The sequence below is a fragment of the Thermaurantimonas sp. genome (genome assembly GCF_046299575.1).
Taxonomy (GTDB): domain Bacteria; phylum Bacteroidota; class Bacteroidia; order Flavobacteriales; family Schleiferiaceae; genus Thermaurantimonas.
The window spans coordinates 66,393-82,419 of the sequence record NZ_JBKBHX010000009.1; the positions used below are offsets into that span (position 1 = coordinate 66,393).

At 42.8% G+C, this 16,027-nt stretch carries 6 protein-coding genes, 2 CRISPR repeat arrays and 1 riboswitch; of the genes, 4 read left to right on the top strand and 2 right to left on the bottom strand.

Annotation, left to right across the window (positions count from 1 at the left end; all coding sequences use genetic code 11):
• Positions 1-29: 29 nt before the first annotated feature.
• Both ACK4EX_RS11385 and ACK4EX_RS11390 read right to left on the bottom strand, forming a co-directional pair.
• Complete coding sequence (locus ACK4EX_RS11385; protein WP_409772906.1) at positions 30-1,100, bottom strand: DUF5074 domain-containing protein; 1,071 nt, start codon at positions 1,098-1,100, stop codon at positions 30-32.
• A complete protein-coding gene (locus ACK4EX_RS11390) occupies positions 1,097-2,992 on the bottom strand; it encodes a TonB-dependent receptor plug domain-containing protein (protein WP_409772908.1) in 1,896 nt (631 codons plus the stop codon). The genes ACK4EX_RS11385 and ACK4EX_RS11390 overlap by 4 nt, the downstream gene beginning before the upstream one ends.
• Positions 2,993-3,028: 36 nt before the next feature.
• Positions 3,029-3,222, bottom strand: a riboswitch (cobalamin riboswitch).
• Between the two features lie 272 nt (positions 3,223-3,494).
• On the opposite strand from ACK4EX_RS11390, the gene kdsB reads away from it, so the two are divergent.
• The 4 genes from kdsB (at position 3,495) to priA (ending at position 8,401) form a co-directional block, all read left to right on the top strand.
• A complete protein-coding gene (gene kdsB / locus ACK4EX_RS11395) occupies positions 3,495-4,235 on the top strand; it encodes a 3-deoxy-manno-octulosonate cytidylyltransferase (protein WP_409772911.1) in 741 nt (246 codons plus the stop codon).
• Complete coding sequence (locus ACK4EX_RS11400; protein WP_409772913.1) at positions 4,235-5,146, top strand: GYDIA family GHMP kinase; 912 nt, start codon at positions 4,235-4,237, stop codon at positions 5,144-5,146. Before kdsB ends, ACK4EX_RS11400 begins: the two co-directional genes overlap by 1 nt.
• Positions 5,147-5,323: 177 nt before the next feature.
• Complete coding sequence (gene recR, locus ACK4EX_RS11405; RefSeq protein WP_409772916.1) at positions 5,324-5,950, top strand: recombination mediator RecR; 627 nt, start codon at positions 5,324-5,326, stop codon at positions 5,948-5,950.
• Positions 5,951-5,956: 6 nt separating this feature from the next.
• Positions 5,957-8,401: a primosomal protein N' gene (gene priA / locus ACK4EX_RS11410; protein WP_409772919.1), complete on the top strand. Its 2,445-nt coding sequence runs from the start codon at positions 5,957-5,959 to the stop codon at positions 8,399-8,401.
• 2,205 nt (positions 8,402-10,606) lie between these two features.
• Positions 10,607-12,878: direct repeats of the CRISPR family, unit length 37 nt; unit sequence GTCGCCATGTATCTTCCACTAAAACAAGGATTAAGAC.
• Positions 12,879-13,052: 174 nt separating this feature from the next.
• Positions 13,053-15,915: direct repeats of the CRISPR family, unit length 37 nt; unit sequence GTCGCCATGTATCTTCCACTAAAACAAGGATTAAGAC.
• Positions 15,916-16,027: the final 112 nt, after the last annotated feature.

Sequence of the window (16,027 nt, forward strand, 5' to 3'; positions counted from 1 at the left end):
CAGGCCAGGAATCAAATCTATTTTTTGAACTATCTGAAGGTAAAATTGCCAGGTATTACACCTACTTGCTGTGAATCAAGGGGTGTAAGAGAAGGTACTGCGTATCGAATCATTTTTCCCGCTTGATTGAAGTTGCCCGCATCTCCCAGATAGAGGTCGCCTCTAATGTCGTCGATTGCCAGAGCATAGGCTGTGCGATTTATCACGGGAGCATTGGGAAGCGCATTCGCAGTTATGTTCATTCTGTAAACCCCGCCGAAATACTTGTCATCGACAAAGTATAACACCTCCCGATCTCGGTTAATTGTAAGGTTTGATGGGAATTTGCCTGCATCCGTGAAGTTAAGTGTAAGTTCGACCTGATCGGTGGCTGTGTTGATACGAACCAGGGCTCCGGGTGTGTTGTTTGCGGGATTGGTAAAATCTTTCTTGCCACCACATATTACCCACAGCTTGCCGTCTTTATCCACAGCATAGGAATTGGGATTGAAGGGAACTTGAATTTTGCGAATTACCTGAAAATTGGTTGTGTTTATCACTGTTATGGTAGAATCAGTGAAGAATCCACCGGAGTTGAGTACATAGAGCTTATTAGCCGATTGCTGGAAATACATGCGTTCAGGACCGTTTCCACTCTCTACCTCTGCAAGTTTAGTAAACGCCGGTGTTTGGTAGAAAAACACTTTACCGGATGCCCAATCGGAAATGGCAACAGATAAAGTACCTGTTCTTACAGCATAGCGTGGCGATGCCATATCCTCAAGAGAACCCAAAAGTTTTAAATTATTAGCATCTACTACGCGAACAGCACCCGAATTATTGGCCACCAAATACCCATATGACAAATCGAAATAGACTGACTGAAAGATGTTACCGATCGGAACTCCGTTTACTTTCTGATAAATGTCTGATTCTAACTTCTTGGTTTGGGGATCGTAAAAATCGAGCGTTCCTGTTCCACTGCCGAAGGGACCTTCATTTACAACTAACACTCCCGGTTGATAGAGTTTTTCAGGGAGTTGTATAGCTTCGTCTTTAGAACAAGATACTGCTAAAACTGCGAAAAGAACAACTGTCGCTACAAGGTGATTTTTAGTCATATATTTCTGGTTTTTGGTTTATAATTTCGTATTAAAAAATTTAATCTATATTCTCTTCCGGGCATGGGTCGTTGCGCAACCAATTGATATTCTTGATTAAATAGATTTCGAATTTCGATTCCTGCTCTCAAATGGAGATATTTTAATAAATACTCTTTGTATATGAATGAATTAAACACAACAAAGCCTTTTAAAATTCCCGAAGAATGGTTGTCGCTCAATGTATGCTGAGCGCTTTGTAGCTGCGTGGTTGCAAGCAATTGCCACGTATTGAAAGTGTAGCCCAATAATATATTGGAAATATGTAATGGGCTATAAATTAGCTGTTTGCCCAAGGTAGAAGCCATATTACCGTTGGCCTTTGTTACTTCCGTGCGATTGAAGCAGTAGTTGAATTGAAAATCAACGTTCTGTTGATTTTTTACTCTTAGTTTAGATGCTGCGCGCATCTCTATACCGGTACTTCGGGCACTCTGTAAATTGATTGGCGACCAGAAGGCTCCCAAGGGCTGCCAGAGGATCAGTTGGTTGATATGCTGAGCGAAGGGCTGAGCTTTTATTTCTATATCGATTGGACCCAAATTTTGTCCATACAAAACTCCTGCTTCAGCAGTATAGCCTGATTCGGGTTGAAGGTTTGGATTTCCTCCCGGCAGCCAAAAACGCTCGTTCAGCGTGGGCCAGCGAAAGTGATTGCCCGCTGAAATACTAAATTTTAGGGTATTTAAAATTTTCTCGCTCGAGAGTCTAAATACTGTTGGTGCCCAACTTCCATCCATCCACTCCTGTCTAGCGGTGAGTGCTACGCGTAAGTTTTGTTTCATCCAATGCTCTAGGGTCATATTCATCACTGCCAACGTTTGCTGTGCCCCTTCTGCCCGTTGAGCCGATGGCGCTTTGTAGTGACTGAGTTCCGTGTTAAACATAGCATTCCATCTCTTTCCGTTCATTTGACCACGTGCGAAGGTCTGCCATCCCCGCACCTCGCTCGAATCGGATGAGCGAAGCAAATCGTTTTGATAAACAATCTTTTCAGAAATAAAACCTCCACCTGCTGAGTATATGATTCTACCTGCTTGACCTGATAATGAGAGCACTGTACGCAAATTATCGTTCCACTGCCTACTTGTGTTAAAGCGTGATTCTGCTCGAGAAGGAGGAATGTTTATAAATGACCTCTGTTTCCAAACGGCCAATTGCAGGCGTAATCCTTCGTTGATTTCATAGCCTATATCCAGATTGGCGTTAGAATGAATATAGCTGCCATTGGCTAGTTTTTGGCGCTGTCTCGATAGGTTTGTGTATTCAAAGTTATTTAATGCGAGGTATTGATGTAGAGATACTTTGGTATTTAATCGGCCACTATTAGTTCCAGCTGTTACTCCGATCTGCCGGTAGCCAAACGATCCGATCGATGAAATAACGCTGGCTTCAAAAGCTTCAGCCACAGGTTTCGAAGTGAGCATCAACGCTCCGCTACCTGCACCTGAACCGTAAAAACCAGCCATATTGCCTTGATAAATTGATATTTGGTCGAATGAAAATCCAGATACACCGCTGAAGTCAAAGAGGCCCATTGCCGCATTATTGATGCTAAGGCCATTCCAAACGACTTTGAAGTGCTCTGATGCTAGTCCGCGTATCCTGAGGGTGGTAATCATCCCTGGGCCATATTGCCTTACAACACCAGGCAAGGAGTGACGCATCAAGTCTGTAACTTCTAAAAAAGCCTTATTTTTTAATAAGGAAGAGTCAGGAGAAAATTCCATTAGGCCTGATGTGGACAGATGAATGCGGTTAGCGCGCACTTCCACTTCAGGTAAATTCGTATGCTGGGCACAAATAACCCATGAGAGCAACCAAGCTCCAATTAAAAATTTTAATCCATTCATCTTCAGGCTGTCTCTTATTCCCGAGAGACAAGCGGCTTTTCATTTACGTCTGCGGCAGGTCTTCTGACTTGCTTCACGTCGTCCGCCTTCCCATTGCTTTCAAGTCGCAACAGTGGCATTAGAATGGACAACGCTCTGTATCGAAGCTCACAGCTGCGGGTACAGTTGCGGATTTTCACCGCATTCCCTATTAAGGCCGTGTTAGGGCCACCTGCAGACTGGCGCAAAAATAAAATCAAAATGATGAAATCTACCTCTCGAAATTCTTTTCTCTACCCTAGTGACTCATGATACGTATAATACCACAATGACTTCATTTATTTAATGTTTACCTGTAATTCCTTTGATTTTCAACACATTTATACCTATGATTTTTATTATAAACATAGCACTCCTTCTCTCTTATTTTTTTGCAGTTCCTTTTTAACACATCTGGGTATTTATTGTCATCGGTCCGAACTTTGTCGGCTGCAGTAGTAAGCATTTTATTGATTCGATATTTATGAAAGTACTCGGCATTATTCCTGCGCGGTATGGCAGCTCGCGTCTTCCGGGTAAACCACTTATTGACTTAGGTGGCAAACCTATGATTCAACACGTGTACGAGAGAGCCCTCAGAGCAGTAGATACACTGATAGTTGCCACCGACGATGAGCGTATTTCAGCTGCTGTAAACAGCTTTGGTGGACGTGCACTTATGACCTCTCCAACACATCAGAACGGTACCAGCCGATGTGCCGAAGTACTTTCTGCCCTCGAAATGGAAGGTTTATCGTTTGATGTAATTATAAACATTCAGGGTGATGAGCCCTTGCTCGACCCTCTGCTGCCAAAAAATCTCGCAGCTCTTTTTTCAAATCCCTCTGTACAAATCGCTACTGCCGTGCGAAAAGTTCTGTCCTCTGACGAACTCAAAGAGGGTACAGTACATGTAGTGCTCGACCAGTACAATCGCGCTTTGTACTTCAGTCGCAGCATCATTCCCTACCAGCGTGACTTACCCCGCGAGCAATGGACAAAATCGTTTAACTACTATCATCACATTGGTATTTATGCCTTCCGCAGCCAGGTTTTGGAAGAAGTGGTACAACTGCCCGCAGTCCCTCTGGAAGATGCAGAAAAACTGGAACAACTGCGGTGGTTAGTGGCTGGTTACCGAATTCATTGCATTGAAACATCTTTTCAAAGCATACCCGTTGATACCCCTGAAGACGCAGAATACGTTAGAAAACTACTCTCTTGATGGAAAGAATTCCGTTCGAAACTTATGCCTATGGCAAACTGATGCTCACAGGCGAATATGCCGTAATGCATGGCGCTCGTGCCTTAGCATTGCCCACGCGCTACGGACAGCAGCTCAAAGCCACTCCCCTTCCCAACTGCAATATACTCATCTGGCAAGCTCGTGATGCCGACGGACAAGTGTGGCTCGAAGTGACATTTGAAGGAAAAGAATTGATACCTCACGAATCGACTACTGAAGCTGAAATACTTAAAAATCTCCTGAAAAAAGCTCAAGAACTCAATCCCGTTTTTAAGTACACGGGATTCCAGGTCGAAACCCGACTCGAATTCTCGCGTCACTGGGGCCTTGGCAGCAGCAGCACCTTAGTGGCGCTCATAGCCAACTGGGCTCAGTGCGATGCCTTCGAACTCTTTTTTTCTACCCTCTCGGGTAGCGGATACGATGTGGCAGTGTCGCTGCATGGCAAACCGCTTTTGTACAAACTTGACCAACCAAAACCCGACATTCAACTTCTGCAGTACTCAATGCCCGATGAAGACAGCCTCCGATTTCTTTATCTAGGCAAAAAGCAATCCTCACAGGCTGAGCTCAGTCGCACTGCATCAGTTCAGGTAGATCCTGTACTTATCAACGAGGTAGATGCAATAAGCCTTGAACTATCTAGAGTTAATAATTCAGCTGATTTTGACTACCTGCTTCAGCAACATGAGGTCCTCATCAGCCGTCTTATTGGCTTACCTACAATCAAACAATTGCTGTTTAAAGAGTACCCTCTGCTGATTAAATCTCTGGGTGCATGGGGAGGTGATTTTGCCTTAGTGCGCATAGCTACAGAAAGCGATATACGCTACTTCAAAAACAAGAGGTATGAACTCATATTGCCGGCAGGTGAGATGATTCTCCACTGAATCGTTTTTTAAACTGGACTACATTTCCCAATTTTTTAAAAAAAGCTTTTTTGCAGCTTGAACACTTTCAGCTTGCATCCTACTTAGGAACAAATCGCTTATTGCCTAAATGAAGTTTAGATAGAATTTGCCTTTCTTTGCATATGGAAGCTCTGTTGTAATAAGTGATTGATTTTCATGAATGAACCTACCTTGCCATCTCGCATTTTAGAAAATGCTGTTACAGAAATAGCCAAGCTACCAGGTATTGGTCGTAAGACTGCTTTGCGATTGGCCCTACACCTGCTGTCGCGCGATAAAGAAGTGGGTTTAAAACTCGCTGAAGCCATACACGCATTAGTTAGCGAAGTAAAAACTTGTCGCGAATGCCACAATATATCCGAATCTGACCTTTGCGCCATATGTAGCGACCCTAGGCGCGATGCTACTCGCCTCTGCGTAGTAGAAGATGTGCGCGATGTACTTGCTATCGAAAATACAGGTCAATTTCACGGCAAATACCACGTGCTCGGAGGTCTTATCAATCCAATGGCTGGAACCGGCCCCTCTGACATTGCCGTGGCTGACTTGCCCGAACGCATTCAAACAACCGGCGTTCAGGAACTCATCATTGCCCTACCCTCAACTGCCGAAGGGGATACTACCGCTTTTTTCGTTTTTAAAAAGACAAAAGATTTATCCATACATATCACCACACTCGCCAGGGGAGTAGCTATTGGCGAAGAACTCCAATACGCTGACGAAATCACACTTGCGCGCAGCATTCAGTACCGCATACCCTTCGAAGTTTCCATTAAGAGCTAATTGCCATTGGAAAACCAAACCATACCTCGATTTGCCGAAGTACTTCTCCCGAGGCCCTTGGCTGGCGGCTTTACTTATTTAATTCCTGAAGGCATGCACGCCTTACTCCGGCCAGGCATCAGAGTACTCGTCCAGTTCGGCAATCGAAAAATTTATTCTGGTATCGTTCTCCGCCTCCACGACGAAAAACCCGAACACCACCAACCAAAAGCCATCCTCGAAGTACTCGGACCGGCCATCGACGATCAGCGCATTTTGCAATTTTGGGAATGGCTGGCCTCTTATTACATGTGCACTCCGGGCGAAGTGATGAATGTAGCCCTGCCCTCGCGCCTGAAACTCGAAAGCGAAACCCAACTCTTCTGCCCGATCGAAGAAGAACACTGGCCCGGTGAACTGAGCGAGGCTGAACTCGAAGTACTTCGACTCACTCGTTCCAATAGCGAAACTACCCTCAACGACGTAGTGAAATTCTCCGGCACTGGCGCTGTTAAGCTCGTTCGCCAACTGGTCGATAGCGGACTATTGCTTATCAAAGAATCCATCAAGCACCAAAGTCTTGAAAAGTGGGTTAAAGTCGTCAGACTCCGGCCTGATAACGATGAGCTCATTGCCGGCATTCTCAGTCCTACCTCACGAGCTAAGAGCCAGCAAAATCTCCTATTAGCCTACTACCAGATCGAATCTACTGGTCAACTCGTTACCCGAGAGAAACTGCTCGAAGTTTCACGCGCCTCCATGTCATCTTTAGATGCCTTGGTAGAAAAAGGCATCTTTGAAATCGCAGAGGTAAAAGAATCGTCCATCATCGGTCGCTCCGGCATACAGGCATATGCGCTTACACCTGCACAAAACCAAGCCCTTCAGCAGATTCTAGATTCTTTCCAAAGAAAGCGAATCGCCCTGCTGCACGGAGTTACCTCTAGCGGAAAGACCGAAATCTATGTACATCTGATGAAGCAGGTGCAGCAATCCGGCGGTCAATGCCTATTATTGGTACCTGAAATAGCCCTTACCACCCAACTCATCGGCCGTCTTCGCCAGTTTTTTGGCGATCAAATCAGTCTTTATCACAGCCGCATGACCGACCGCGAACGCACCGATGTTTGGGAATCCGTTAGAAAAGCTGAACCCGCCGGTCGCCTAATAGTCGGTGCCCGAAGCGCTCTTTTTTTGCCCTATTCCGACCTCAGGCTTGTCATCATTGACGAAGAGCATGACCCCTCCTATCGGCAAGATGCCCCCAATCCCCGCTACCAGGGTCGAGATGCAGCCATCTATCTGGCTAGCCTCTTCGATGCTCGTGTACTCCTCGGCAGTGCTACACCTTCTATCGAAAGTTATTTCAACACCCAGGTCGGCAAATACGATCTGGTGGAGCTACACCAGCGCTATGAAGGCATAAGCCTCCCCACTGTCGAAATTATTGACCTGAAAGCTACTCGAAAACAAGGCCAACTGCGCGGTAATTTCAGCCATATACTCCTGCAAGCCATCGAAGATGCCTTATCCCGCGGCAAGCAGTCCATCATCTTCCAAAACCGCCGAGGATATGCCCCTCGCCTTGTATGCACCGAGTGCGGCTTCATTTATATGTGTCAGCATTGCGACATCACCCTCACCCTGCATAAGGCAGCCCAAAAACTCCGATGCCACTACTGTGGCAGCGAAAAGTCCATACCCCTTACCTGCAGCGCCTGTGGCAGCACACAGCTCCAGTTGCATGGAGCCGGCACCGAACAGATCGAAGACGAACTCACCTCTTACTTTCCTAATGCGCGCATCGAGCGACTCGACATCGACACCGCCCGAAGCAAGAAGCGCTATCAACAGCTCCTTACCGATATGGAAACAGGGCAAATTGACATTCTCGTCGGCACTCAAATGGTCACAAAGGGACTTAACTTTACCAAAGTAGAAGTCGTTGGCGTCGTTAATGCTGACAATCTCCTCTACTTCCCCGAATACCGCGCTCACGAACGCGCCTTTCAGCTCCTCGAACAAGTAGCAGGTCGCAGCGGCCGCAGCGGCCAGAGAGGAAAAGTTTTCATTCAGACCTACACCCCACAGCATCCCGTGCTCACACACGTCTGCTCACATCAGTACAGCGACTTCTACCAATGGCAGGCTACCGAGCGACGGGAGTTTCACTACCCACCATATGTGCGTATGATACAGCTTACCCTCCGCCATCGCGATCTCAAAATCCTTCAATCAGCCGCCTCTCAACTGGCACAGAGCCTCACCACCATTTCAGAAATCAGTATCATAGGCCCGGAATTTCCACCCGTAGCACGCGTTAGCGATTACTACCGCTTGCGTTTCCTCATCAAAATTCCCAAAAACCAATCTTACCTTCGCATCAAGAATACCCTATGGTATACGTGCTTATCCTTCTTCGCACATGCTGACTACCGACGCATTCGCTATACCTTCGAAGTTGATATTTAATATTTCCCGACTTTCCGACCTCCCCTAGTTCCCTTTTTCAGGCACTTTGGTATGGTTTTACCTCATATTGCAAGCATCACACAAGCTGACCTAGTCTCAATCAGCCAGCCTGGCTCCGATTCTCCAGATTTACCTACCGCTTAACTGTGAATGCTGCCTTTTTTCATGCATAGCACAGCTTTTCCACCCACATAAATTAAAACTCCAGCCAAAACAAAAACAAAAAGCACTACCCGATCTTACACACTACTTCAGCGTGAAACTGCGCTCACCTCCATGCTGCCAAAGACATTAAAAAATTTGAACATAATTTCTAAAAATAAGTTTTTTCACTAAAACCTCTGCATTTCAAGAAAGGTATACTTACTAATAAATTTTCAAAATCCCGATTCCAGCGTTTCTTCTGTCAAAAACTTCAACTATTCTACAAATATGCTCAAAATTTTTTGCTGTATACCATTAAATAAACAATTAAAATTAGGATATTTCATGCTGATAAACACCATCTAAAGGGCATACCTATGAACAATGAATGTTACCTATACATACAAGATCTCTTAAATACAGAACGCAACAGCAGGCACAGAGTAAGCTGAAAAATCCCATTCAGAAAAAAGACTAATAACTTGTTTAACAAAATAGTATTAACACTTGGCTCATAATCTAAATTTAAAAAAAAAAATCAACTCCACGGAAAAAGGTATCTAATTTTAACATCAGAACAAATCTTCTCACCAAAAAAATCCAGAAGGCGGATATATTGCGCTCCTGCCTTGTATGGCAGCTTACATGTAAGTTCTTTAAAGTAAAAAACTTCTCATCTATATCTTATTTTTTATCCTAGCACCATTGTATTTTTCGAATTAAATAAAAAGGACTTACCATCGCTCCATCTGGAACATTGTCTCCAACTTTCCAATATTTTTATCTAAGCTGTTTTTTCCATACACACTATATACTAGTAGCAGATCGAATGGCGTAACCTTAAAAACCTTCAACCCTTAAACTATTCACAAGGCAATGCCACCGAATCAAACACTCCTACCCCAACAAACACTTATGATCTTTGCCGAGCATTTTTGGCTTACCTATGCACGCCTTACAAATGAGTGCCTATCGTTCACCCCTTCTCCTGATCACCTTCACCACTTCAGCCTTTGATACAAAGCCAAACATTTACGCAACTGATTCCGACAAGTGTACCAAGTACATACTTACAATCTTGATTATTATCACATCACTGTATTTAACTCACACAAATACTCCGCCAATCCATAGATGCCAGACCGGAAACTATTGCCTACGCCCGTACAGGCCAAAAGAATTTCGAACTTTAGCAACCACACAAATATCATCCTCAATTCCAGGCAGCTTAAAAACCTAATAGGAAATGACCAAACCTCTAACTCCAAAACCCGATTACTCCATACGCGCCCGAGAAAAATTATCCATCTCTTAAATGACAATAAATAAGTAAAAACTCTCCAGCTCCTTTAAATTTACTACTTGCCAATTACTATCATCATAAAAATCAAAACTACCGACTAACCAATGATTAAAGCAATCACCTCCTCGCAACATGGTATAAGCCAACTGCCGAAACATCCCACCGAGAATGAATATCCGAATTTATTCAAGAAGCAGCAAAATAATTTACCATGACTTTATATCATATATTCCATAAGACCTCAACGAACTAACAAAACCTATAAATACTACTCCTATCATACCCATTATGGCAAAGCACCAATCCTAATCTCACCCACATCAAAAACATAGAAGCAAAAAATTTTAAAGCACTTCAAAAAACAGCAAACCTACATCATCCTTACATAGGAGCAATCTTACTGAAGCTAGACCTTCCGGTGAAAACCAAAGAAAATCAGGTACTAGACTCGACTGACAAGAGGTAAGCTCTAATTAGACAATATTAGACAATAATATTATATCAAACCCTTATTATTGAAAAACACAATTTCAATAACGATTAGAAAAAATCAGCTATTTTTATAAGCGCTTAGAAGAATAAAAGGAGAAAAGTAAGTTATTAATATGTTAATATTTATCAATTGACTTGCGAAATATCAAGATTTTAGCGATTATTGCAAAGTTCTGAAAAGGCGGTTTATTCGTGGACAAATTAGGTAAAAAATGCCGAGAAACGCTCTTTAACATACTGAAATTCAACAGAAAACAAAAATACCTGTCGCCATGTATCTTCCACTAAAACAAGGATTAAGACTAATCAACCTTTATAGTTGTGGGCTTGCCGTAGCTTTGTCGCCATGTATCTTCCACTAAAACAAGGATTAAGACACAACTTTTTTCAATCTCCAAAGCAATTGACTTGCTCCGTCGCCATGTATCTTCCACTAAAACAAGGATTAAGACAATTCGCTATCAGACACTTTTACATCGACTTCTATAGTCGCCATGTATCTTCCACTAAAACAAGGATTAAGACTTCGTAGTTTTCTATGTTTTGTATATTATTGATACCTATGTCGCCATGTATCTTCCACTAAAACAAGGATTAAGACGCTGGTGATTTTGTTGTTAAAAAACACTTTGGCCATAGTCGCCATGTATCTTCCACTAAAACAAGGATTAAGACCCCACATCAGAAAATTCTGTCATACTTACAGCCCTTGAGTCGCCATGTATCTTCCACTAAAACAAGGATTAAGACTTTGAGCTCATATACTCTTACCTGTGTTTCCATAAGTTGTCGCCATGTATCTTCCACTAAAACAAGGATTAAGACGAAGTCGAATATTTCAAATGCACTCACCTTTGTTGTGTCGCCATGTATCTTCCACTAAAACAAGGATTAAGACTGATGGCGTCAACGGTGCCTCTCGCAGCGCCAAAACAAAGTCGCCATGTATCTTCCACTAAAACAAGGATTAAGACAGCGGGGGTTTCAGACTTTGGGTAAGTTTTTACCACACTGTCGCCATGTATCTTCCACTAAAACAAGGATTAAGACTTGTACATTATTCGGGCAAGTTTCAGCGTCGGCATTTGTCGCCATGTATCTTCCACTAAAACAAGGATTAAGACTTGATATGCCTGTCGAATGAGCCGTAAGTTTCGTGTTGTCGCCATGTATCTTCCACTAAAACAAGGATTAAGACAAAAGTCCTTTTACATCTAATCCAGACATTTTAGCAAGTCGCCATGTATCTTCCACTAAAACAAGGATTAAGACAAAGATAGTTTTTACTGTTGGGATGCCATCAATGGCGTCGCCATGTATCTTCCACTAAAACAAGGATTAAGACATAAGCCTATCGAAGCCGTTCTCGCGTTCTATGAACGCGTCGCCATGTATCTTCCACTAAAACAAGGATTAAGACTAAATTTTTGCATTTCAGCCGAGTTATAAGACTCGGGTCGCCATGTATCTTCCACTAAAACAAGGATTAAGACTTTTTCGACTTCAACGAAGCCGAAGATGAACTTCTTAAGTCGCCATGTATCTTCCACTAAAACAAGGATTAAGACCCTGCTGCCAGGTTAGCTCACGCCATATTTGCAAAGGCGTCGCCATGTATCTTCCACTAAAACAAGGATTAAGACTTGCCCTCAAACTCGTCGAAATTGGTGAGAACTCTCACCGTCGCCATGTATCTTCCACTAAAACAAGGATTAAGACCCTTTCCTTCTTAGTTGCAAAAAACTTATCTGAAACGAAGTCGCCATGTATCTTCCACTAAAACAAGGATTAAGACAAAGTCGTAAGTTTTTATTATATCAAAAACTTTTTCTCGTCGCCATGTATCTTCCACTAAAACAAGGATTAAGACGACTTATTTATTGTGTCCAACACTTTTTTCTTTATCATGTCGCCATGTATCTTCCACTAAAACAAGGATTAAGACGGCTGAATGGGCTTCGTGCTATTCACTTGATAAATAGTCGCCATGTATCTTCCACTAAAACAAGGATTAAGACGCCGTGCTTTTGAAATCAATGATGACACCATCTTTGGTCGCCATGTATCTTCCACTAAAACAAGGATTAAGACATAATTGGCGTGTTCTGTTCCATCACCAATCAAATTGTCGCCATGTATCTTCCACTAAAACAAGGATTAAGACGCTGAGCAATTCATTGTAAAGGTCAAAGGCCGATTTCGTCGCCATGTATCTTCCACTAAAACAAGGATTAAGACGTCGCTATCATGAACTCTTACATCGACTTCAATGCCGTCGCCATGTATCTTCCACTAAAACAAGGATTAAGACACTCATATCTTTATATTTTTAATGCTCTTAATTATAGGGTCGCCATGTATCTTCCACTAAAACAAGGATTAAGACCGTGCGGGTTAGTGAGTATTTCGTATGAGTTCATTTGAAGTCGCCATGTATCTTCCACTAAAACAAGGATTAAGACTCGATGAGGACGAATCCCCCTAAAACATTTTTAAACAAGTCGCCATGTATCTTCCACTAAAACAAGGATTAAGACGTCTCCGGCAAACGCCATGTCGTGGAAACGGGTTACGTCGCCATGTATCTTTCCATGAATGCCTGCGAACGCAGTGAGCAGTTGCATGAATGGATGCAGACACTCTGTCGTCTGCACCACTAAAACAAGGATTAAGACTTCTATATATAGACGGATACGTTTTATCACCCCATCAGTCGCCATGTATCTTCCACTAAAACAAGGATTAAGACATCGCCGAAAATGTAGTACACGTACACGCTTTCGGTTGTGTCGCCATGTATCTTCCACTAAAACAAGGATTAAGACAGGTTTACACAAATCCAATCATCCCTCCTCATCTGTCGCCATGTATCTTCCACTAAAACAAGGATTAAGACGGGGGATGTCTGAGTCCTTTACTTTAACATCGACCTCAAGTCGCCATGTATCTTCCACTAAAACAAGGATTAAGACGCATTCGGAGTGAATACCTCCAGCCCTCTGAGTTCATGTCGCCATGTATCTTCCACTAAAACAAGGATTAAGACCTCCCGTATCGGAGTTACATTGATAGTCGATTAGCTCGTCGCCATGTATCTTCCACTAAAACAAGGATTAAGACTTTGTGAGTTCAAATACATCGATCTTTACATCATCTTTGTCGCCATGTATCTTCCACTAAAACAAGGATTAAGGCTGGTGGGATTTACTCCCACCACAGTTTAGAGTATCTTGTCGCCATGTATCTTCCACTAAAACAATGATTAAGACTCAGGCTATTTAACCAAATAGCCGAGAAACTCTACGAGTCGCCATGTATCTTCCACTAAAACAATGATTAAGACACCTAATAACCCCATCGTCGGGGATTTTACACATAGTCGCCATGTATCTTCCACTAAAACAAGGATTAAGACTATTTGTGTTTGGTCTCGATCACGTGGTAGCAGATTTGTCGCCATGTATCTTCCACTAAAACAAGGATTAAGACTTTGAAGACCTCAACATGGTCTTCATTACATTCCAACGGGTCGCCATGTATCTTCCACTAAAACAAGGATTAAGACATCTGTATACACGTGCTCTTCCTCGTCCAGTATTACTGTCGCCATGTATCTTCCACTAAAACAAGGATTAAGACTGGGAGGGTTATGTATCCTTCCTGCAAAAACTGCAGGGTCGCCATGTATCTTCCACTAAAACAAGGATTAAGACCTTTCTTCAGGGAGTGAATTAATCAGTTCATTAATTGTCGCCATGTATCTTCCACTAAAACAAGGATTAAGACTGTTCTGTACCATCACCAATCATATTACCATATTTATCTGTCGCCATGTATCTTCCACTAAAACAAGGATTAAGACTGTCTGAAAGCGTTTAGGAGTTTTTGATATATTTCCATTGTCGCCATGTATCTTCCACTAAAACAAGGATTAAGACTTTGCGGGCAGAATAGTGAATTCGCCCGCATCTAACCGGTCGCCATGTATCTTCCACTAAAACAAGGATTAAGACCTGATATGTGGGAGTGCCACATTTCATAACCTCTATACGTCGCCATGTATCTTCCACTAAAACAAGGATTAAGACGTATGCACCGCGGAGCCTTACTTTCGGCTCCTTTGTTTTGTCGCCATGTATCTTCCACTAAAACAAGGATTAAGACTTCTAAATTTTTAAACGGGCATGGTAAACCATCGCGTCGCCATGTATCTTCCACTAAAACAAGGATTAAGACTTGCTTCTTTCGGTGTAGTTTATTAACACCGTACTGGCGTCGCCATGTATCTTCCACTAAAACAAGGATTAAGACAAACTGTGGTAGAAACCTACCACAGTTCTTTGAATGTGTCGCCATGTATCTTCCACTAAAACAAGGATTAAGACTCGATCCAGAGTTCGTCCCATATAAGACCTTTTGTTTCCGTCGCCATGTATCTTCCACTAAAACAAGGATTAAGACCCGTTCATTTTGCGAGCATAGCCGCCATTCCAGTTTCTGTCGCCATGTATCTTCCACTAAAACAAGGATTAAGACCCCTCTTTCAAAACAAGATACACAAAAGCCACATGCGTCGCCATGTATCTTCCACTAAAACAAGGATTAAGACGGGTTTTGAAACCCATCACCAGCACCCGCCATATCATGTCGCCATGTATCTTCCACTAAAACAAGGATTAAGACTCTTCTGTAATAAAGAAGACCCTTAAATCTCTCAGAGAGTCGCCATGTATCTTCCACTAAAACAAGGATTAAGACTCTAAAACGTCTTTACGATTGACGTCTCTTCCAAAGATGTCGCCATGTATCTTCCACTAAAACAAGGATTAAGACTTTCAACGATTATTCCTTCCTGTAAGAGGAAGTTAAGTCGCCATGTATCTTCCACTAAAACAAGGATTAAGACTCTTTTCTTACCACTTCTTTGAACACATCTATAGCTGGTCGCCATGTATCTTCCACTAAAACAAGGATTAAGACCGAAAATAAACTTTTTCAGTCTCATTTTCTGTTTGTCGCCATGTATCTTCCACTAAAACAAGGATTAAGACGAGATCTTAATAATCTGCCTGTTATTTTTTGCGTAGGGGTCGCCATGTATCTTCCACTAAAACAAGGATTAAGACCATGCCCTCCCAATACGTTTTTGTATAATTTCATATTAGTCGCCATGTATCTTCCACTAAAACAAGGATTAAGACCCAATGAGGACATGCCCTCCCAATACGTTTTTGTATAAGTCGCCATGTATCTTCCACTAAAACAAGGATTAAGACTCATTATACTCTATTCCGAAAACTTCGACTTCAAAGTCGTCGCCATGTATCTTCCACTAAAACAAGGATTAAGACTCTGAGCGAAACGGCATAGCCGTTAAGGGAGAACTCGGTCGCCATGTATCTTCCACTAAAACAAGGATTAAGACACCATATGGTGAGAGGGAATTCGCTGCCTTCAACCATGTCGCCATGTATCTTCCACTAAAACAAGGATTAAGACTGCGCGTCTGCGCACTCTAACGGCCTCATTGAGACCACGGTCGCCATGTATCTTCCACTAAAACAAGGATTAAGACCTTTTAAAGTCAATGATGATACCATTTTTTGTGATAGTCGCCATGTATCTTTCCATGAATGCCTGCGAACGCAGTGAGCAGTTGCATGAATGGATGCAGACACTCTGTCGTC

What these genes read in the sequence shown, in the direction of transcription:
- recR (WP_409772916.1), top strand. Translation starts at nt 5,324, where the DNA reads ATGAATGAACCTACCTTGCCATCTCGCATTTTAGAAAATGCTGTTACA.
- ACK4EX_RS11390 (WP_409772908.1), bottom strand. Translation starts at nt 2,992, where the DNA reads ATGAATGGATTAAAATTTTTAATTGGAGCTTGGTTGCTCTCATGGGTT.
- ACK4EX_RS11400 (WP_409772913.1), top strand. Translation starts at nt 4,235, where the DNA reads ATGGAAAGAATTCCGTTCGAAACTTATGCCTATGGCAAACTGATGCTC.
- kdsB (WP_409772911.1), top strand. Translation starts at nt 3,495, where the DNA reads ATGAAAGTACTCGGCATTATTCCTGCGCGGTATGGCAGCTCGCGTCTT.
- ACK4EX_RS11385 (WP_409772906.1), bottom strand. Translation starts at nt 1,100, where the DNA reads ATGACTAAAAATCACCTTGTAGCGACAGTTGTTCTTTTCGCAGTTTTA.